20 protein-coding genes are annotated in these 20043 nt (G+C 62.2%); 9 read left to right on the forward strand and 11 right to left on the reverse strand.

Annotated features, from left to right (window positions below):
* Nucleotides 1-3: 3 nt before the first annotated feature.
* Nucleotides 4-1761, reverse strand: coding sequence for a chloride channel protein (locus ACZ1JC_RS08570; protein WP_465139968.1), 1758 nt, complete (start codon nucleotides 1759-1761; stop codon nucleotides 4-6).
* Nucleotides 1762-1848: 87 nt separating this feature from the next.
* On the opposite strand from ACZ1JC_RS08570, the gene ACZ1JC_RS08575 reads away from it, so the two are divergent.
* Both ACZ1JC_RS08575 and ACZ1JC_RS08580 read left to right on the forward strand, forming a co-directional pair.
* Nucleotides 1849-2253, forward strand: coding sequence for a MarR family winged helix-turn-helix transcriptional regulator (locus ACZ1JC_RS08575; protein ID WP_465140264.1), 405 nt, complete (start codon nucleotides 1849-1851; stop codon nucleotides 2251-2253).
* Nucleotides 2254-2351: 98 nt separating this feature from the next.
* Nucleotides 2352-2603: a hypothetical protein gene (locus ACZ1JC_RS08580; protein WP_465139967.1), complete on the forward strand. Its 252-nt coding sequence runs from the start codon at nucleotides 2352-2354 to the stop codon at nucleotides 2601-2603.
* A gap of 45 nt (nucleotides 2604-2648) precedes the next feature.
* Here the strand turns inward: ACZ1JC_RS08580 and ACZ1JC_RS08585 are convergent, their stop codons facing one another.
* Complete coding sequence (locus tag ACZ1JC_RS08585) at nucleotides 2649-4229, reverse strand: winged helix-turn-helix domain-containing tetratricopeptide repeat protein (RefSeq protein ID WP_465148488.1); 1581 nt, start codon at nucleotides 4227-4229, stop codon at nucleotides 2649-2651.
* Nucleotides 4230-4269: 40 nt separating this feature from the next.
* On the opposite strand from ACZ1JC_RS08585, the gene ACZ1JC_RS08590 reads away from it, so the two are divergent.
* Nucleotides 4270-5220: a class I SAM-dependent methyltransferase gene (locus ACZ1JC_RS08590; protein ID WP_465148487.1), complete on the forward strand. Its 951-nt coding sequence runs from the start codon at nucleotides 4270-4272 to the stop codon at nucleotides 5218-5220.
* Between the two features lie 53 nt (nucleotides 5221-5273).
* Here the strand turns inward: ACZ1JC_RS08590 and ACZ1JC_RS08595 are convergent, their stop codons facing one another.
* Nucleotides 5274-5522, reverse strand: a complete 249-nt coding sequence (locus tag ACZ1JC_RS08595) for a hypothetical protein (protein ID WP_465139965.1) — start codon at nucleotides 5520-5522, stop codon at nucleotides 5274-5276.
* A gap of 240 nt (nucleotides 5523-5762) precedes the next feature.
* On the opposite strand from ACZ1JC_RS08595, the gene ACZ1JC_RS08600 reads away from it, so the two are divergent.
* Nucleotides 5763-6233 (forward strand): hypothetical protein, encoded by a 471-nt coding sequence (locus ACZ1JC_RS08600; protein ID WP_465139964.1) that lies wholly within the window; start codon nucleotides 5763-5765, stop codon nucleotides 6231-6233.
* A 177-nt stretch (nucleotides 6234-6410) separates the two neighbouring features.
* Here ACZ1JC_RS08600 and ACZ1JC_RS08605 read toward each other — a convergent pair whose 3' ends face one another.
* Nucleotides 6411-7286 carry a VOC family protein gene (locus ACZ1JC_RS08605; RefSeq protein ID WP_465139963.1) on the reverse strand — a complete coding sequence of 292 codons (876 nt, stop codon included), beginning with the start codon at nucleotides 7284-7286 and terminating at the stop codon, nucleotides 6411-6413.
* Between the two features lie 324 nt (nucleotides 7287-7610).
* Between ACZ1JC_RS08605 and ACZ1JC_RS08610 the strand changes: the two genes are divergently transcribed.
* The 4 genes from ACZ1JC_RS08610 to ACZ1JC_RS08625 all read left to right on the forward strand — a co-directional run bounded on the left by ACZ1JC_RS08610 (nucleotide 7611) and on the right by ACZ1JC_RS08625 (nucleotide 11699).
* Entirely contained in the window at nucleotides 7611-8126 is a 516-nt protein-coding gene (locus tag ACZ1JC_RS08610; RefSeq protein ID WP_465169068.1) for a TetR/AcrR family transcriptional regulator, read from the forward strand.
* 114 nt (nucleotides 8127-8240) lie between these two features.
* Nucleotides 8241-9008: an SDR family NAD(P)-dependent oxidoreductase gene (locus ACZ1JC_RS08615; RefSeq protein ID WP_465139962.1), complete on the forward strand. Its 768-nt coding sequence runs from the start codon at nucleotides 8241-8243 to the stop codon at nucleotides 9006-9008.
* 25 nt (nucleotides 9009-9033) lie between these two features.
* Nucleotides 9034-10239, forward strand: a complete 1206-nt coding sequence (locus ACZ1JC_RS08620; protein ID WP_465139961.1) for a cytochrome P450 — start codon at nucleotides 9034-9036, stop codon at nucleotides 10237-10239.
* 143 nt (nucleotides 10240-10382) lie between these two features.
* A complete protein-coding gene (locus ACZ1JC_RS08625) occupies nucleotides 10383-11699 on the forward strand; it encodes an MFS transporter (RefSeq protein WP_465139960.1) in 1317 nt (438 codons plus the stop codon).
* A 42-nt stretch (nucleotides 11700-11741) separates the two neighbouring features.
* On the opposite strand, the gene ACZ1JC_RS08630 is transcribed toward ACZ1JC_RS08625, so the two are convergent.
* From ACZ1JC_RS08630 to ACZ1JC_RS08660, 7 genes are all read right to left on the reverse strand, one after another.
* Entirely contained in the window at nucleotides 11742-12680 is a 939-nt protein-coding gene (locus ACZ1JC_RS08630) for a DMT family transporter (RefSeq protein WP_465139959.1), read from the reverse strand.
* Between the two features lie 258 nt (nucleotides 12681-12938).
* Nucleotides 12939-14294 (reverse strand): MFS transporter, encoded by a 1356-nt coding sequence (locus ACZ1JC_RS08635; RefSeq protein ID WP_465139958.1) that lies wholly within the window; start codon nucleotides 14292-14294, stop codon nucleotides 12939-12941.
* A gap of 78 nt (nucleotides 14295-14372) precedes the next feature.
* The gene (locus ACZ1JC_RS08640) at nucleotides 14373-14720 is read right to left on the reverse strand and encodes a cupin domain-containing protein (protein WP_465139957.1); all 348 of its coding nucleotides are present in this window, start codon (nucleotides 14718-14720) and stop codon (nucleotides 14373-14375) included.
* Nucleotides 14721-14731: 11 nt separating this feature from the next.
* On the reverse strand, nucleotides 14732-14974 hold the full coding sequence (locus ACZ1JC_RS08645; protein ID WP_465139956.1) for a hypothetical protein: 243 nt from the start codon (nucleotides 14972-14974) through the stop codon (nucleotides 14732-14734).
* The gene (locus tag ACZ1JC_RS08650) at nucleotides 14971-16395 is read right to left on the reverse strand and encodes an aldehyde dehydrogenase family protein (protein ID WP_465140261.1); all 1425 of its coding nucleotides are present in this window, start codon (nucleotides 16393-16395) and stop codon (nucleotides 14971-14973) included. The genes ACZ1JC_RS08645 and ACZ1JC_RS08650 overlap by 4 nt, the downstream gene beginning before the upstream one ends.
* A complete protein-coding gene (locus tag ACZ1JC_RS08655) occupies nucleotides 16392-17585 on the reverse strand; it encodes an aromatic ring-hydroxylating oxygenase subunit alpha (RefSeq protein ID WP_465139955.1) in 1194 nt (397 codons plus the stop codon). The genes ACZ1JC_RS08650 and ACZ1JC_RS08655 overlap by 4 nt, the downstream gene beginning before the upstream one ends.
* 72 nt (nucleotides 17586-17657) lie before the next feature.
* Nucleotides 17658-18551, reverse strand: a complete 894-nt coding sequence (locus ACZ1JC_RS08660; protein WP_465139954.1) for a LysR substrate-binding domain-containing protein — start codon at nucleotides 18549-18551, stop codon at nucleotides 17658-17660.
* Between the two features lie 154 nt (nucleotides 18552-18705).
* Here ACZ1JC_RS08660 and ACZ1JC_RS08665 point away from each other — a divergent pair, with 154 nt between their 5' ends.
* Nucleotides 18706-20043, forward strand: coding sequence for an NAD(P)/FAD-dependent oxidoreductase (locus ACZ1JC_RS08665; RefSeq protein WP_465139953.1), 1338 nt, complete (start codon nucleotides 18706-18708; stop codon nucleotides 20041-20043).

Below are 20043 nucleotides of genomic sequence, written 5' to 3' on the forward strand. Positions count from 1 at the left end.
GAATCAAGCGAAGCGTGAGCGTCCAACTTCCGCCATTCGGGATGTGCTGCGAACTTTGAGGAGATCCTGCCGTGACAGCAGGCCCACCACCATACGGCTGCTTTGGTCCACGATCGGAATCCGGCCGATTCCTGTCTCGACGATAAGGTCAGCGACCCGACCCGCAGGTGTTTCGGGAAAAGCCACTGGCAAGTCGGCATCGGAGATCGTCTCGCCCAGGGAAACGTCCTGCGTGCCTGCTGTCGTTTGCCAGCGCAGCGCATCCGAACGTGAAACGATCCCGACCAGACGGTTATCCGCGTCCACCACGGGATAACTGCGGTGTCGGGCTTCTTCGGCGAAGAACGCCACGGCCTGCGCGGTCGTCATGGAGGCGGGCAGGGTTTCCGGGGCATGGGTCATGATCTGGCCGGCCTGCAGCAGGTCGAGCGTATCGACGGTATATTCCTGAAGGACGTGCCGCCCGCGCCGGGCGATCTTTTCGGTCAGTATCGATCGGCGCATGAACAGTACGCTGACGGCATAGGCGCCGGCGGCAGCGGCGATCGTGCAGGGAATAGCCTCGAAATGGCCCGTGAGTTCGACCGCGAACAGCGCGCCGGTCAGCGGCGCGCGCATTGCGCCGCTCATGATGCCGGCCATGCCGATCATCGCCCAGAACGACGGATCTCCCGGCAGGAACTGCCCCAGCAGGAAGCCCGCCGCGCCGCCCAGGATCAGAAGCGGTGCCAGCACCCCACCCGATGTGCCCGACCCCAGCGCGATCAACCACACCAGCGCCTTGATGACGAGCAGCGAAACGACCAGTTTCAGCGCCAGCGAACCGTTCAGCAGCGCATCGATGTTGGCGTAACCGGCGCCCAGCACGCGGGCGTCTACAAGGCCGCCAAGGCCGACCGCTATCGCGCCGATCGCCGGCCACCACATCCAGTGCAGCGGCAACCTGTGGAACAAGTCCTCTACGCGGTAGAGCGAGGTTGAGAGCAGCATGGCTTCGATGCCCACCACGATGCCAAGCGCGGCCGAGGCAAACAGATCCCAGGAGGTTCCGGGCAGAGGAGCGGTCATGGCGAACATCGGGCCGGTGCCAAGCAGAAACGGGCGGCAGGAATAGGAGATGATCGCCGCCACCACGACCGGCACGAAACTGCGGGGTTTCCATTCGAATAGCAGGACTTCCACGGCCAGCAGGATCGCGGCGAGCGGTGTGCCGAATATGGCAGTCATGCCCGCTGCCGCGCCGGCGACCAGCAGAGTCTTGCGCTCGGCAGCGCTCAGATGAAAGCACTGGGCGAAGAGGGAGCCGATGGCGCCGCCCGTCATGATGATCGGCCCCTCCGCGCCGAAGGGGCCGCCGCTGCCGATCGAAATCGCCGAAGAGAGCGGCTTCAGAATGGCGACCTTCAGGGACAGGCGGCTTTCACCGTAAAGAATGGTCTCGATGGCTTCCGGAATGCCGTGGCCGCGGATTTTGTCGGAGCCGAAGCGGGCCATCAGGCCGATGATCAGGCTGCCGATCACCGGGATCGCGATCACCATCAAACCCACCGAGGCGTCGGTAATGGAAACGGTATCGGCCGAGAGGCGGGCGAACCAGAACAGGTTGGTGGCCACGGCGATCAGCTTGACCAGAACCCAGGCGCCCAGCGCTCCCCCAGCGCCAACTACCGTGGCCATCACGGCCAGCAGCGGCATCCGGCTATCGACGCTGTGGTCGCCGAGGGGGTGGCTTTCGCCGGAGCGAATGGGTGTACCTGACATCTTCTGCTATCGCCTTGCTGCCGCGCTTGGCGGAGCAGATATATCGCAACGCGATATAATACAACCTTGGAGACCGCCGTGACGGCGATGGATATCCCATTGGACGATGCCGACTACGCGGCGCTGGCCGAATTCCGGCACACGATCCGCCGGTTTCTGGCGTTCAGCGAGGCGCATGCCGCGCGCGTCGGGTTAACGCCGCAGCAGCATCAGGCCTTGCTGGCAATCCGCGCTGCGCACCCCGATCAGGCGACCGTCGGGCATGTCGCCGAGCAACTGGTGCTCAAGCCTCATAGCGCGACGGGATTGATCGACCGGCTGGCGGCAGTGGGATTGATCACGCGGGAGACGGCCGAAAATGACCGTCGCCGTGCCTTGCTCCGGTTGACGGACAAGGCTCTCGGGATCCTGGAAGAACTGTCTGCCGCGCACCGCGACGAGATCCAGCGTTTGCGTCCGGCGCTCTCGGATATTCTCAGCCAGTTTGATTAGCGAGGTAGCTGGTGCATGACTTGTTTCGGGAACTGTCGGTAGTGCGGGTGAATGCATTCGGCCTTTGCATTCGCCATAACCCGCGATAGGCGCGCCTCATGATGAACATTCCCTGGGACCAGCCCGCAACGCTGATCGATCTGGATGGCAAGACGCCGGTGATCGGATCGATGCTCGAATGCGTGATGCACTTCTCGCTCTTCAAGCCTTTCGCCAAGGAGCAGGCGCGCATCCTGCTGACGCGGCCGGTGTTCCGCGAAGGCCGCAAGACCCGCACCTGGATTCTCAATCCCGACGAGATCCAAAAACTGGTCGAGCGGCTCAATGCCGAGAGGAACGCGGCCCAGTAAGCCCGCGCGTCATGATCGAGGGCCGTGGGCAGCGATCCGGGCCGGTCAGAGCCCGCTGCATGTGAGCGCCTGCAACGCCTTCTCGAGATTCTCGCGCCCTTCGGAAGGCGCAAAAGGAAAGGACTGCAGGAACCGGTCTGCGGAAATGTCAGGATCGGCTTCCCGCGCCTTTCGCACCCAGTGTGCGGCCCGCTGGCTGTTCCCGCCGGCCTGATTGGCCAAAGCTGCGATAAGCGAGATATGCTTGTGGGCACCGGGCGCATGGGCGGCTTTTTCGCCCCACCCCGCCGCAGCCTCAAAGTTGCCTTGTAGCAACGCGCTGACCGATCGGACCCCCAGCATGGCGTAGCGCAACGGATCGAGCGGGCTCAGGCGCAACGCGAGCGCGGCGTCCTGATCGCTGCGATCCGCCTGGCCCAGTATCATTTCGGCCCAGGCCCGCGAATAGATTGCCTGCGCATAGCTGGGCGAAAGCGCAATGGTGTCGGAGAGGATTTCGATGCTCTCGACCGGCGCGGCAGCGAGCCAGAGCGAGCGGCCAAGGCACAATTGCGCAAAGGGATCGAGTGGGTCGCATCGGACGGCTTGCTCGGCAAAGCCATGGGCCAGATCGTTGGCTCTCGCCCAGTCTTTCGAGTACTGGAGAAAGCTGTCCTGAAATGCCGTGAACGAAAGGCCGGCATAGGCGCGGGCGAAGCCCGGATCCAATCTGGCCGCTTTCTCGAACGATGCCTGCGCACGCGCATTGTCGGATCGATTGAAGCGGAACATGTGGTCCAGCCCAAGGTGGTAGAAGGCCCATGCGTCGAGGTCCGCTTCACCCAGCTGGCGGGCACATGCAACCTCGTGCTGGATTATCCGCGTTTCCAGATTGGCAGCCGTATTGGCGACGATTTCGGCGCGCAGGGTTCGAAACTCACCGGGGGAAGCCGTGTAGCGTTCAGACCATAACACGACCTCGTCCGAGGTGCGGAGCAGGCGGGTCGTGACGATGACGGAACGACCCGCTTCTTCGAATGTCCCGGTCAGGCAGTAGCGCGCGCCGAGCGCCGGGCCCACGACTTCGGTGCCCAGATCGCTGCCTTGGAAGCGAAACGTCGATCCCCGCGCGATTACGAGCAGCCAGTGGAGCCGCGAAAGATCGGTTATCAGCTCGTCCGCAAGTGCCTGCGCCACGAAGGCCAGCGGGCCCGGTGGACCTACGATGCGGAAGGGCAGGACGGCGATGGCCGGGCGCTCGGAAGTAGTAACCGCCGTGGCAGTTTGGGGGAGGGGCGCCGCCGCGTTCGGTGCTTTCGTTACCGGTGCGACCGATCCGACGAAACGGAAACCCTTTCCGTGGACGGTCCTGATAAATGCCTGCCGCGTTCCGTCGTCACCCAGCGCCTGCCGGGCTGCCTTGACGCGAGAAGCAACCGCAGCTTCGGAGACCGCTCTTCCGCCCCAGACCTTTTCGACGATCTCATCCTTGCCGACCAGGCGCTCTGCATTGCTGACGAGCAGTAGCAGCAGCGACAGAACTTGCGGCTCTACATGGCAAGCTTCGCCCTTTGCGCGCAGTTCGAACTTGCCGGTATCCAGTTCGAATTCGGAAAAGCAGAAGACAAGATGGGCGTCACTGGACAAACCTGCACTTCTCCATGAAATATCCATGAAAAGGTCAAGCATGGCCGACTGGCGCGTACTATCCTCGGCAAATCGGCCCGCAAGATGGCCTACCAGATGGAGAGTAAGGATGCAGCCCAATACTGCGCAGGATGTGCGGGATAAAGCCCAGTCGTCGTTTGAAAAGCCGGCCACGCCCCCCGTCAATGCCAACAAGGCATTATGGGAAAAGGGAGATTTTACGCGCCTTGCCGCAGCCATGCGGGAAAGCGGCGACGAACTCGTTGAATGGATATCCCCGGCGCCGGGGATGAAGGTGCTCGACCTTGGCTGCGGCGACGGAACGACTGCGGTTCCCATGGCCCGCCGGGGCGCCGAGGTCCTTGGCGTCGACATCGCCGCCAATCTCGTGGCCGCAGGAAATGTGCGGGCCCGTGATGAGGGGCTTGCCAACCTGCATTTCGTGGAAGGGGACGCCAGTGCGCTGACCGGTCTGGAGAATGCACGCTTCGATCTGGTGGTCAGCATGTTCGGCGCCATGTTTGCACCGCGCCCGAACGACGTTGCCGCGGAAATGGTTCGGGTTTGCCGGCCAGGCGGCCGGATCGTGATGGGCAACTGGATCCCGGGCGATCCGACGCTGGTCGCGCAAGTGCTGAAAATCAGCGCAGCCTTCCTGCCGCCTCCTCCCGAGGGTTTTGTCAGTCCGGTAAGCTGGGGGCAGGAAGACGTGGTGCGACAACGCTTCGCCGCCGCCGGCATCGCGCCCGATCGGATCCGGTGTGAGCGCGCCACGTACACGTTCCGCTATCCCGGCCCGGCCGGCACGTTCCTCTCGGTATTCCGGGACTATTACGGCCCGACCATGAACGCGTTCGAAGCGGCAGGAAAGGACGGGAGGCGCGAGGCGCTGCAGAATGAACTGCAGGCGCTGTTCGACGCGCAGAACCAGGCAGGCGGAGACACCACGGTGATCCCCGCGACGTATCTGCGTGTGACTGTCGCGCGATAAGGCTGATCAAGCAAGCGATCCTGCGCGGAGCCCGCATCCGCGCAGGATCGTTCCTATATCTCGCGGCCGATCGGATAAGTCGCCATCTCCTCGATCTTGAATGGCGAGCGCGCGACGATCCAGGCAAGTCGCGCTTCGGCAATCGAGATCGCAGCGAAGCGGTCCGGATTGTTGGGCTTCCCCAGCATGCCGGGAAAGAAACCCCAGGCAAGGAACGAGTCCATCGCCTCCGGTTCCAGCAGCGCAGCCGCAAGCAGGCCGCGCGGCAGGTCGTAGGGAACACGCAGCGTGCCGGCCGGCATCGTTTCCCGCCGGCGGATCACTTCAGCGGCGCGTGCCGGGGCATTCTCGCTCTACCTCCGCGTCTATCGGGGAGCAGATTCCTATAGCGCTCAAGATTCATCGAAATTAGAAGGTGTAAGCCCCATTCTCGAAGATGAGACGCTCGTATGCCTCTGTTTTCTCGCGTCATAGCTTTTGCGGCTCTCGCGATGGCTTTCACGTCGTCACCCTCTTTCGGCCAATCTACGGGACTGGAGGATATGGTGGGAGCGCGCGCCGGGCAGGCCGAGGCGGAATTGCAACGTCGCGGGTATCGCAATGCGGGTGGTGAGAAGGGCGACGATCGCAGCTATTCCTATTGGTGGAGCAAGGACCGCCGCCAATGCGTGAGCATCGCGACCATGGACGGACGCTACAGTTCGGTCACGCCGACGCTGCCAGCCGACTGCCAGAAGGGCGCAGGCCCGAATGATCGTCGCGCTGCCGATTATGATCGCGGTGGCTCATCTTCGCGCGGCTACGTCGCCGGGGACGAACTTTCCCGGATTTGTCGCAATGAGGCCAGTGCCCGGTTCGATCGCCGCCCCAGTGAAGTCACGGCCAATGCCCCGATCCAGCAGCGCAGCGGCTATATCGTGCAGGGCTGGTACGACCGCCGCGACGGAAGCAAAGGCACCAAATTCTTCAACTGCCGCTTCGATGCGGATGGCCGGTTTCTGGGTGTGTACTGACGCAGGTCAGCGGGCCGAACTAACCCGATTCAGCTGCTGCAGTGTCCTGACGCACGAAATCCGGTAACGCCCTACTGGCATCGAAATAGGCTTGGGCCCGCCCTCCTGCCGGAAATAGACGAAATTCTTGGAGGCGCTGGGGCCGGGACGGGCGGCGCCGCCCCGGTCTGGTCCGGTTCAAAGCGCCGCGCGGGCCTTCTGGCGGCTCGCCAGCGCATTGGCGAAGCGCTGCTTCACCGGCCCCAGCGCCTTCACGAATTCGAGCTGCTCGCCCTCCGGCCCCTTGCAGTAGATCAGTTCCCATCCGTCCGACGGGGCGACAGTCACCTTGTTGGTGTTGCTGCTTTGGGGCGCGGCCTTGCGTTCGGCCTCGCTGCGCACGCGGATGATGCGATTGGCGCGCACCTGCGTCATGCCGCGCCGGGCGGACTCCGCCTCCAGGTCGGTGATGAACTGATTGAAGTCGACATCGTCGCGCACATAAAAGCAAATGTGCATCATCCGCGGGAAGGCGGGGCTCATATGCTGAACAGGTTCGGCAAATGCCTTCGCCCCGCCCATTGGCTGATCGGCATCGCGATATTGCAGCAACTCGATCACGACATTGTCGAACTGGATGAAGCGGACGTCGAGCCGCTGTCTACCGCCGCGCAAGTCGGGAACACCGATGGTGCACGGGTTGACGCCCAGTTCATTGGCGACGATTTCCTGATCGGCCAGCAATGTATTCTGGACCGCATCGCCCGAAAAGTCGCCATGCCGGAACACTTCGGTACCGCCCAGCACCTGGGTGTAGAACTCGTAGGCTCGCTCCATATTCTGAACCGTCAGCCCGAAATGCTGCACGCCCTGAAGGCGGCCGCCGAGCGATGCCCGGCTGGCCGTGGCGGGCAATGATGCGCCGCTATCCTGGGTCTGGGCCTGGGCCTGGGCCTGGGCCGATGCGGCAAAGGGGGCGCCGGCGGCACCGGTGAGGATCGCGGCACCAGCCGCGTGCAGCATGTCGCGACGCCCAAGGGCCATCGCGTCCTTGTTCAGATCGGTCACGGTCATTCTCCCTCTTGTCGATATCCGCCGGAAACGCTCGCTGGTTTTGGTCCAGGCTTCGCACTCGTCACCAAGGACAACCTGAATCTCGGCCTCTTACCATCCCGCAAATTGGGAGCGGCTTCCACTCCCATTCCGGTGCGGCACACCTTGGTTGGCGATTTTGACCCCAATTTCGGATAGGTCCGTCGACCCACGTTGAATCTGAGCAAGCAACGGCTATGCACGGTCACGACGCATGCCGACGCATGCATGCCATGGCACGATCCATTTGCGGGAGATTTCAGACCTATGGCGAGCACCTCCAGGCCGCGAGTGAAATCGCCCGTAATGGATCGCGCGTCATGGGTAGCAGCGGCGCTCAAGATGCTGGCGAAGAACGGCATCGATGGCGTTCGCGTGGAAGTGCTGGCCCGAAAACTGGGCGTTACCAAGGGAAGTTTCTATTGGCATTTCAGGGATCGGTCCGATCTTCATGGGGCCATGCTGGATCATTGGCGCCAGCATGTCGTCACGCAGATCATCGACCGGCTGAACGCCATAGAGTGCCCGCAGGAACGCTATCATCGCATGATGCGCCTGCCTTTCGACCGGCATCCGCCGGACTTCGATATGGAATTGGCGATCCGTTTGTGGGCACGACGCGATGCGCGGGCCGCGGCCGCGCTGGCGCATGCCGATGAAACCCGCATTCTCTTTATCGTCGATGTACTGCTGGCTGCCAGCGCGCCTGCGGACAGCGCGCGCAGCAGGGCCGTGCTGATATTTTCCTTTCTCCGTGTGGGGGCACCGCTGGCCGATGAAGTGACCCTTCCTCAATGCGAAGCCTTGCTGATCGCCCCCTGACGGCCCGACCACTTCGCGCGCGACGGAGCAATCTTGTGGAACAGTTACGGCCATGCCATACGGAACCGTATGGAAACGATTCCCAAAGGGAACGGTAAGGGCGGGGAAAACAGGATGCAGACAGATGGTAGCGGGAGTGCCCGTTTCGCTCTGGTTACCGGCGGCGGCTCGGGCATTGGCGAAGCTGTCTGTCACCGCCTGTCGCGCGATGTTGCCGGCGTGGCCGTTCTCGACATCAATCTCGACGAAGCGCGCCGCGTCGCGCGGGATATCAGCCGCGCGGGCGGCGCGGCCATTCCCGTATACGGCGATGTAGCCGACCGCGCCTCGATCGACCTGGCAATGGCCCAGGTCCATGCGGAACTTGGACCTGTGACGGTGCTGGTCAACAATGCCGCCACCGAAGGCTTCCAGCTTTTCACGGAGATCGAGGAAGCGAACTGGGATCGCATCATGGAGGTGAACCTCAAAGGCCCCTACCTGATGACCCAGGCAGTGCTGCCCGACATGTTCGCTGCGGAATGGGGGCGGATCGTCAATATCTCCTCGCTCGCCGCGCAGATTGGCGCTTTCAAGATGGCGCACTACAGCGCCTCCAAAGGTGGGGTAACGTCGCTGACCCGCACGCTTTCGATCGAACTGGGCGCGCGTGGGATCACGGTCAACGCCGTGGCGCCCAGCTTTATCGACACGCCGATGGCACGCCGCGCCATTGCCGCCAACGACCTGCCGATCCCTTTCGAGGAAATCCTGAAAAGCTACCCCATCCCCCGGTTCGGCCGGCCGGAAGAAGTGGCCGCGGCCTGCGCCTTCTTCGCCTCCGAGGAGGCATCGTACATCACCGGCCAGCTTCTGGGCGTCAACGGCGGCGCCGCGTTCTGACGGGCGATCGAACAGGGAGGCGGATATGGTGACATATGAGGAACTGCCAGTGCTCCCGGTCGATCAGCCAGAGTTCTGGGCCGACCCCGAACGCTTCATGAAACCGGCCCGCGCGCAACATCCCTGGCTCGCGCGCTTCGCCGCAGGCTATGTGGTTCATGGCTGCAAAGCCAACAAGGATCTGTTCGCCGACGAGCGGCATCTGGAAATGGGCCTGGGCGGCATCGTCGAATTCTATGAGCTGCAGGATACGATGTGGGCCCGCTTCATGGCGGAGATGCTCCTGTCGAAGCAGGGAGACGAGCATAAGCGCCTAAGGGCCAGCGTGGCCTCTGCGTTCACGCCGCGCAACGCGAATGTCATCCGTCCCCTGGTTCAGGGCGCCATGACGGCGCTGCTCGATGAATGGGCGCCCAGGGGACATTTCGACTTTACGGAATTCGCCTCCTACTTCCCCGTCACCGTCATGTGCGGGCTGCTCGGCATTTCCACGGAGGTAATCCCGAGCCTGCGCTGGGCGCTGGAAATGCAGGTTGCCGCCATCAGTCTGGACCGCTCGCTGCGGGAGAAGATCCTGGAAGCGTTCGACATCAAATGGAATGTTGCCGATAGGCTGATCCGGGACCGGGAAAGACACGGCCCGGCCGAAAATGCCCTGCTGCTGGACGACCTCATCGCAGCGCGCGACGCGGGCGGAATGGATGACAGGGAACTGCGGTTCATGCTGCTGGTGTTGCTGGTCGCGGGTTACGATACGTCGAAGAACCTGCTTGGCATGATAATGAACCTGCTTGTCGACCGGCCGGACATGTACGCCCGCTGCGCACAGGACAAGGCATTCTGCACTCTGGTCGTGGAAGAAGCCTTGCGTCACTCGACCATCGCGACACCCTTCCGGCAAGTTGCCGAGTCCTTTGATTATGAGGGCGTGCGGTTCGAAAAAGGCAAGCTGGTCGCCTTGGCGACGCCGCTGGCCGGCCGCGACCCGGCTGCGTTTCCGGAACCGCTGCTGTTCGATCCCGAGCGGGAACACAGCACACGGCATGTGGGCTTTGGCCGGGGCGCGCATATCTGCCTTGGCCAATATCTTGCCCGCAACCAGTTGGAGGAAGGCATCCACCTCATCGCCCAACGCATCCGCAACCCCCGCCGGGATGGCAAGGTCACCTGGCGGCCCATGCTGGGCGCGTGGGGGCCGCGCACGCTGCCGATCGCTTTCGACGCGGAATAACGGCGACAGGCAAGCGGCCAGGCCCTTGCGACACCGCACGATGTTGCGGTCCGACCACGCGATACCCAGCTACGAACGATTGCCAGGCGTCGCGGGGAAGGTAATCATGCCCCTCATATCGTTCGAAATTGAGTGGGCCGTCCATGCAGGTCGAGACCGATACAGCGGCACGCGAACATAAGCCGCTGTCACGCAAGTCGATGGCGATCGCCGCCTTCTCGACGATCGTCGAGTGGTACGACTTTACCCTCTATCTTTATCTCGCCACCGTGCTCTCCCGCGTCTTCTTTGGGGGCGGTCAAGCGTCGTTGTTGACGACGCTGGGCGGTTTTGCCGTTGCCTATCTCATGCGCCCGTTCGGGGCGGCGGTGTTTGGTCATATCGGGGATCGTCACGGCCGCCGGCGCACCATGCTGCTGTCGATGGCACTGATGACGGCAGCCATGCTCGCCACCGCCGCAATGCCGACTTATGCCAGCATCGGGCATTGGTCCGGCTGGCTGCTGCTGTTTTTACGGTGCACCATGGCGTTCTCCGTAGGCGGCGAATATACGGGCGTCGTCGCTTACCTTATGGAAGGCGCGAAACGCCACCAACGGGGCCTTGTCACCTCTTTGGCCGCTGCTGCAAGCGAGCTGGGCGGCCTTCTGGCCGCCGGCATCTCGGCGATTGTCGTCAATGCCTTGCCCTCTGCCGCTCTCGCCGAATGGGGCTGGCGCATTCCTTTCCTGTTCGGGGCCATCCTGGCAGGCGCCGTGCTTGTGGCGCGCGCTACATTGGAGGAATCCCCGGACTTCGAGCGCCAGGTCATGTCCTCTACCGTGCCCGACCGCCCCTTGCAGCAGGTCCTGAACCGCAATCGCATCGCGATCGCCCGGGGGTTCGCCATTTCTGCGCTGGGCTCGATCACTTACTATGTCGGCATCACCTACGTTCCTGTCTTTCTGACTGGCACGGGGATCATGCCCGAAAGTAAAGCGCTATGGCTGTCGACCGGGGCCGCATTCGCGGTCATTCTGGTGACACCCTTTGTCGGGGCCCTTTCCGATCGGACAGGACGCCGGAAGATATTGCTGGCCGCGGCCCTTCTCGCCGCGGTGATGCCTGCGGCTTGCTTCTCGATAATGGGCACAGGTTCCTTCGGTGCAATCCTGACCAGCACGCTTCTCCTGGCATCGCTGGGCGGCGCCGTCAGCGCGGTAGGTGCGGTGGCAACGGCGGAGCAGTTTCCCGGCGAAGGGCGCCTTTCAGGCCTCGCTCTCGGGGCGACCACGGCCACGGCGATATTCGGCGGGCTTGCCCCTTTCGTTGCGCAATTCCTTGTTGAAGCAACGGGATGGCAGGCCGTTCCGGGCTTGATGATCGCAATCGTTGCTATCTGCGTGTTCCCCGTGTTCGTGGCCAGTCCTGAGACCCGCCCTTCCGTCTGCCAGCCCAATCCATCCGTCGATCCGCGCTGAGCCGCCGATGCGCGGGCTGGGTCTCGGCCCAAATGGCGGTGGTCAATGCAGGTGGCTGCCGTTGTATTTCGAGGCGATGATTACGCCGATCATCGTAATGGCTACACCTATTCCCATTACTGCCGACAATGGTTCGCCGAACATAATCCGCCCCCAGATCATCGTTGCTGGCGGGCTCAAATAGAGAGTGCTGCTCACTATTGTTGAAGAGTGGTGCTTAAGGCAAAGGTAGTACAAGCCGTATGCGCCGATCGTGGCGAAAGCGACGAGCCAGGCGATGCCGATCCAGAAATTTGGCTCCAGAGGCGGAGTTATGCGCCCTTGCGCCGATGTTACTGTCAGGAAGATCAAAGCGCTTGCGAGAGACTGGATCGCTACGCTCTGATGGATCGGCAAGAAACTGGATGGCCAGCGCTGTTGCAGCAGCGTCACGACGGCGATGGAGATCATTCCAAGAAACGGCAATGCATAGGCCCACTTGGGAGCCGTACCGACATGCAGCGAGCCGGCCGACGCGGCCAATACACCGCAAATCGCAAGACCGATGCCGGCCCATTCGCCGCGCGTGACGATCTGGCCCAGGATCGGAATGGAAAGTAGCACGATCGCCAATGGCAGCATGTCGGACATGAGCGCGACGATGCCAGTCGGAACGCCTTCCTCGATAGCGATGCCGCAACCCAGAATGAGGCCGCCCATCGCGAAAATGCCGAAGATTGCTTGAATCAGAACATCGCGGAGCCGTGGGCGTGGACCGATCAAGAGCGCGAACGGCAGTAGCAGCAAGCCGGCGATGAGATTGCGCCAGAATGCGACCAGGGCAATCGGCGCATAATCGACGGTGAAGCGTATTCCGATGAAGCTCGAACTCCAGCACAGCAGGAGCCCCAGCAGCATCAACCACTGCCTGGCCGCGAAGGACGGCTTGAGCGGACCTACAGGGACGTCTGCAATCGGCACTAATTGCATTTCCGTGGTCATTTCCGCTCACTTGCCCAGCGTTGGATTGATGGAAGCTCGGCCCTCTGGCGATTTTCGCTGATGGAAGCCAGCAGCAACATCGCATCGGGACAAAAGTCGGCCCTTGGGCTTTACGCGCCAAGGACCGGCTTTCTCGTCGTCTTTTAGAGCGTTTTCTAATCAGGTGGCATCACCTGATGACTCGGAAAACGCGGAAAACCAAAAGCTTGAAGCAGTTGATCCGATGCAGTCGGATCGGAAACTGCTCTAAGTGGAACGCTAGCGGCCGCCCGAGTGCGGAGCGGAGGTTTCACTCAGCTGTTTCCCCATGGTTTCCGGCGCCAGCAGCCAGGACACGACGCCGCCGAAGAGGCAGGTTCCTGCCGCGATCAGCATCGTTCCGGAAATACCCAGATGGTCGATAGACATGGGCATCAGGAAGGTACCGGCGGCGGCACCGATACGCGAGATAGCGGTGGCGAAGCCAACGCCGGCGCCGCGGATCTCGGTCGGGAACACTTCCCCGGGATAGACGCTGCAAAGCGTGGTCGAGATTGCGTTGACGAAGGCGAAAATGAGAACGCAGGCGACGATCACCACAGGCGACTGGCTGGCAAACGTCACAGCAACCAATACCGCCGCCGAAATGAAGAAGGGGGGAATACCCAGCATTCGGCGGCCCATTTTCTCGACCAGCATTGTGGCGATCACGACGCCTACGAGAGCAAGGCTGTTGAGGGCGATACCTGCGGCAAGCCCGTCACCCAGGCCGAGATGGTTCAGTACGAACGGTGCGAAGGTGCTGATCGCAAAGTAAGGCGTCACGTTGCAGACCCAGAACACCGAAACGAAGATCGTGGTCTTCATGTAGTGCGATGAGAACAGGTCGCGCATCCTGAGAGGATTGGAGGAATTCTGCGCCTTGAGGTCCTTGCGGCCTTCCTCGCACATATATTCCGCAGCGAGCTGTTCCGCTTCGGCATGGCGCCCCTGACTTTTCAGCCAGCGCGGGGATTCCGGCGTGCCGAGCCGCATCAGCAGGACAATAAGGGTGGGAATGGCGCTCAGGCCCAGGATCACGTTCCACGGGGCGGTATCGGAAACGACAAGCGCCCAGCCCATTACGTAAGCGATGAGGTAGCCGGCATACCAACCCACTTCCTGCACGGACATCAGGAAACCGCGCAGGCGGGCGGGAGCGAACTCAGCGAGCATCGGCCAGCCAACCGCGTAATCGGCGCCGATCGCGACACCCATCAGCAGGCGTACGATGAATAGCTGCATCGGATCGGTGACGAAGAACTGCGCAAGCGAGCCGATGAGGAAAATCGCCAGATCGATCGTGAACATCGGCTTGCGGCCGATCTTGTCGGCCAGGTAGCCGCCCAGCGGACCGCCCAGGAAAATGCCGATCAAGGCGGAAGCGCCGATCAGGCCCTGCCAGGCCAAAGAGAGATTAAGATCTGCCGTGATGGCCGGCATCACGATGCCGATGCCGCCTAGGATGAAGCCATCGATGAACATTCCGCCCGAAATCAGGACGGTCAGTTTGGTGATGAAACGACGTTGCTGGTTCGACAGCGGCGTGGGCGGCCTGAGCAGCACGGACGGTTCGTGTAGTGCGGTCGTCGACAAGGTTGCATCTCCCGTATATTATTATGCTCGGGCTCGCACGCCCGTGTCATGGATAAAAAGTCCCCCCTCGGCGTGTGGCTATGTACTGCGCAGCTCCGCCCAGTTGCCGGGCTGCACGGCATAGAAAATGTGCGCTGCTTCCCCGCCGTAGATCACGCTTGTGCCCTCTGGGATCCACATGACGTCCCCCGCCTCGGCGGCGTGAATCTCGCCGTTCACCTCGACGGTGAATTTACCGGAAATCACATAGATCACTTCGTCATAGAGGAGGGTCCAGGCGATGGCGGACCCATCGAAACGCCCAAAACCCGCGCCCATGGTGGAAGAAATGCTGCCGTCGATCGCGCGCCCTACTTCGGCGGATCCCGGCGGACCTCCCCGGTGCTTCAAGGCGACGTCCTGGGACCGAATGATCCTGACGCTCATGTCCTGTCTCCTCAATTCCTGCCGTGTGCGACCAGACGCTGGTCAAGCGACACGAGTTCATCGGCGCCTGTTTCCAGGGCCAGTACGAAGGCCTGCGTCAGATAGAAGCAGGCCGCGTCAACCCGGCCCTGCGCTTCCATGATGTCCGCAGCCTCAGTGTAGGCATCGATCATCTCGGCAACGTCTGCGCGGTGATGCGCCTCCGTCACCCGCTGTTCCAGCAGGCGCCAGACGGCCGGATCAGGGTCGCTCATCGCTTCAGCGAGATCGCGACGTTCTTCGTCCGCACATAGTTGAACAAGGCTTCGACGCCCTTTTCGCGTCCAAATCCGGACTTGCCGATGCCGCCGAACGGGGTGGCGATCCCGCCTGCAAACCATTCGTTGACGAACACCTGGCCTGCGCGCAGCCGAGACGCGACCCGGTGGGCCCGGGACAGGTCATGCGTGAAGATTCCTGCAACGAGACCGAAATCCGTGCCGTTCGCGATGGCCACGGCTTCGTCCTCGGTTTCGAAGGGAATCATGCAGAGCACCGGTCCGAAGACTTCTTCGAGCGCAATCTTGGAAGTCGGACTGACGTCGCGCAGGACGGTGGGTGCCATGAAGTGGCCGGCACGATCGAGGGGCGCGCCCCCCGCAGCCGCACTAGCGCCTTCGCGGGTAGATGCGGCGACGAGGGAGGCAACGGTTTCGAGCTGCCGGGCCGAGATCAGCGGCGTGTGGTCGGCTTCGTCGAGGCCGTGTCCGACCCGAAGGCCGTTCGCCAAGGCCGCGCACGCTTCCACCGCACGATCGTAAAGACGGCGCTGCACCAGCAAACGGGACATGGCGGAACAGACCTGTCCGGCGTTGAAAAAGATTCCCCAGCGAACGCTTTCGAGCAGGGTATCGAGATCGGTATCCTCGAATGCGATTGCCGCCGACTTGCCGCCCAACTCCATGAGTGAAGGGGTGACGTTGTCTGCGGCTGCGCGCAAAATGGCCTGCCCGGTCGGCACTGAGCCGGTGAAGACTATCTGATCGATTTGCGGGCTGGCGACGAGCTTCGCGCCCAGATCGATACCGGTGCCGTTGAGAATGGAAACGGCGCCTTCCGGCACTTCTGCAGCTTCTAGCGCACGCCCGAGTACGGTCAACGCGAGCGGATCGAGTTCAGGCGATTTGACGATCACCGAATTGCCGGTTGCCAGTGCTGGCGCCAGCGAGCGGGCAGCAAGCGAAACCGGGAAGTTCCACGGCACGATTTGCGCCGAAACGCCCACCGGCTCCAGCACGGTGTAATCGACGTAGTTCGGGCCAAGAGGGATGTGCTTGCCCTCCATCTTGTCCGCCATGCCGCCGTAGTAGTCGAAATAGGCCGCCGCCTCGTCGAACTCGGCCTTCGCGTCCGAAAGGCGCTTGCCGCTTTCTCGGGTCAGTATCTCGGCGCCTTGATCGGCGATCTTGCGGATTTCACCGGCGATGCGGCGCATCAGGTCCGCTCGCTTTTGCGGAACCATCTGAGACAGATCGCCGCGATCGGCACTTTTGCGCGCGGCTTCCAGAGCGCGTGTGAGCGTCTTTTCGGCGGCGATCGGCGCTTCTGCTATGGTCTCACCGGTTGCGGGATCTTCGACATCCAGCACAGCATCGCCGTCTACCCAGCGCCCCGCGAGGAAATTGCGGTAGCTCATGCGTCCTGACCTTCGACGCGACTTTCGAGACGGCCTTCGGCGACGCGCTGGTTGTGGACCTGCGTTGCAACCCACTTGTGGAAGATGTGCGTAGGCCCATCCATGGCCGGCGAGAACCTTCCGCCGTCAAAGAGCTGGCCGTGACGCCCGCGCTGCATGCCTTCGACAACGAAGATGTCCTCCTGGAAGACGACCTTCCAGCGCCGCGCGTTTTCGGCGCGAAGCTCATCCTGTTCTTCGCTGCCACCCGGCTTTTCCGCGTAGTAGAGTTCGACGTGTTCGACTGTCTTTTCGAGGCTGATGGGCTGGAGAACGAGCGCGAAAACGTGATCGCGCTGCACACCGAGCAGCACGTTGGGAAACAGCGAAACGTATTCCGCACCCTCGTTCCAGTACTCGGGAAGCCCCTGGAAATCGGGGAGCCTGGATCCGTTTTCATTTTCGAGCTGACGATAGACCAGCGTGATCTGGCCGGAGTATTCAGGGCGGTGCTCGATGTTCCGGTGGTCTTCGAGGCGGGAATAGGTGTTCAGCGCTGGATGCACCCACGGAAGGTGATAGCTTTCGCAATAGTTTTCGACCGCCAGCTTCCAGTTCGTGTTCACCTCAAGCTTGAAACTCGAAGATTCCCCGCCGTGATACTGTGGCTGCTCGAAGGCGCTCCAGCGCTGAAGCAGATCCGCGTGAACTTCCTCGAAGGGGGGCATGTTGCCGTTGATGTTCACGAAAACGACATCGCGCCAGACATGGCTCGGGACCTTCACCAGCCCGAGTTCGCTGGCGTCGATTTCATCGTGCGTGTTCTGGCCGGGCCCCCCGATGTGCGGGGTCGTGCGCAAGGCGCCGTCGAGGCCGTAACACCACGAATGATAAGGACAACGGATCGCACCGCGGATCTTGGTCGGTTCGTCCACCAGGATCATGCCGCGGTGACGGCATGTGTTCTGGAAAACGTTCACCGCACCGGAACGATCGCGGACCAGCAGCAGCGGCATTCCCAGAAAATCGACAGGCTTGGCGTCACCCACTTCAGGCACGTCCTTGCCGAAGCCGACACCAGCCCAGTTTCCGAAAAGCACCGCGCGCTTTTCTTCGTCAAAGACGGTCTGGTCGACATAATGCGCGTTGGGAAGCCCCTGAGCGCGCGCAATGTCGGTATGCACGCCGCTGAGTTGGGTCATAACGTTCATGGTATTTGCCTTGCCTCTCCAAGTTCTCGTTCAGGATCGAGGCAGGCCGTCAAACGCTCAATGTCGGAAAATCTAATCTTCGGATGAGATCATTTCATCCATGGTGTCGAGAAGCCAGGCCCTCAGTTCACGAGCGGGTTCGGACAATTCATCGTCGGGCCGGGTGATCAGATGGAAGCGGCGAGGGGCAGGAATGCTGTGCCCGCGGATCACTTGCAGGCGGCCGCTGCTCAGGAACGGTGCGATCAGCCGCTTCCATCCAAGGATCAGGCCCACGCCATCCATCGCCGTGTGCAAACCGATCAGGTAGCTGTTCACGCGGAAGCCGTTGGAGTGGGGGCCGACATGTTCCTGCGCTGCGAACCAATCGTCCCAGCTCGTCCAACTGGGATCATTCGATTCGAGGTAGATCAGTCGCTGTTCGGCCAGTGTTTCGAGCGAAGCGTCATGAAGGCGCGCGGCCACCTCGGGCGTTGCAACGGGTACGAGCTCGTCGCGATAAAGCGGCTGCTGGTGCCAATCGCTGCGGTGATCACGGCCGTATCGGATGTACATGTCGAGATCAGGGGCGATCCCGAACCCTTCATCCGAGACCATCTGATCGATGGTGATGTCGGGGTGGGCGTGCCAGAAGGCCGCGAGACTGGACGACGTCCACAGGCTGGCAACCGCCGACGTCGTGCCGATCCTCACCCTGCGTTCCCCCTGCAGCTGCCGAAGTTCCCGCAATTGGCGAGAGATCGCGCCGAAGCTTTCTGCCAATGTCGCGAAGAGCCGCCCGCCTTCCCGGGTCAGCTCGACCCCCCGGTGTCTGCGATTGAACAACGCCATGCCGAGTTCGCTCTCGAGCTGCTTCACCTGATGGCTGACAGCGCCTGGGGTGACGTTGAGTTCGACTGCGGCATTCTTGAAACTCAGCAGGCGGGCTGCAGCCTCGAACGTCGTCAGCGTGGTCAAGGTCGGCATGTCGTAAGTCCGACGTGACATGGCATCTCTCCGGGATCTTCTATTTTTCGCGGCAAATACACATGAGCTGAGCTCAATCAAGTGTGAGTTTTTGCCGCATTGAACGACTTGTCCGAACGGCCTCTTTTGACAGGAAATTTCGTGAGAGAATCCGATGTCTTCAGCAGTCACCGTGCGGCGCTTGCCGCTTCCGGACACGCCCGGCGGGTGGGTATCGCCCTCCGAACTGTCGGTGATGGGCACTTTGCCGCCGCCGCCGACAGCGGAATGGGCGGTGATCGGAGCGGGCCTCACCGGTCTTGCCGCGGCGCGCCGGCTTGCGGAACTTCATCCCGATCAGACCATCCTGCTCCTGGATGCCAAGCCCGTTGGATGGGGTAGTTCGGGACGCAATGCCGGTTTCGTCATCGATCTGCCGCACAAGTTCGATCTGGACGGCCAGGACACCACCCGCATGAACAGGGTTGTGCGGCTGAACACGGCCGCCATCGCGGATCTTGATAGGCTGGTCACGGAGCACGGGATCGCGTGCAATTGGTCCAAGGCCGGCAAGCTGCAAGCTGCAATCGGCGAGACCGGCATGGCCGGGATGGAGAATTTTGCGCGCATTCTCGACAGCATCGGCCAGCCCTATCGCATGCTGGATCGTAAGGATGTTGCCGAAATCGCAGGCACCAGCCACTATCAGGGAGCGATCTTCACGCCGGGTTGCATTCTCATGAATCCGGCCCGTCTCGTGCGGGGATTGGCACGAACGCTGCCAAGCAATGTCGTGCTGCTCGACGGCTGCCCGGTACAGCGCCATCAACGCCGAGGTGACGGGTTCGAACTGTCGATCCGCCGTCAGGGCATCCCGATGACCGTTCAGGTCGGCGGGATCATAGCAGGGACCAGCGCCTATACCTCCGAACTGGGCTGGATGCGCCGCCGGATAGTTCCGGTCGCAACTTTTGCGTCCATCACCCGTCCCCTCGACGATGCGCAGCTTCGGGCTTTCGGTGGGCGTCTCGACTGGGGCCTGACCCCCGCCGACATCGGCGGCACGACGATCCGCATGACGCAGGATCGCCGCCTTTTCGTTCGCAACCAGTACGACTACGTCGGTTCTTATGCCGCGACGGATGCCGCGCTCGACCGAGTGCGCGCAAGCCATCGTATCGCGCTTGCGCGGCGTTGGCCCCAGCTGGCTGAAATCCCGTTTGAAAGCACCTGGGGCGGAGTCACGGCTCTGGCCCGCAATCGGGTGAGCTACTTCGGCGAAATGGCGCCGCGCGTTTGGAGTTCCAACACCGACAATGGCGTAGGGGTTGCACGCGGAACCATCTCCGGCCGCCTGCTCGCTGAGATGGCCAGCGGTATCGAGAGCGACCTGCTGGACGACATGCAGGCCGTGTCCGGCATTCCCGTCCAGAACCCGCCGCGCCCGTTCGTCGGGATCGGCGTCAAAGCGCGCCTTCGCTTCGAAGCCTGGCGCAGCCGCAAGGAAATCTGA

The sequence above is a fragment of the Sphingomonas sp. BL-S-28 genome (assembly GCF_055521515.1).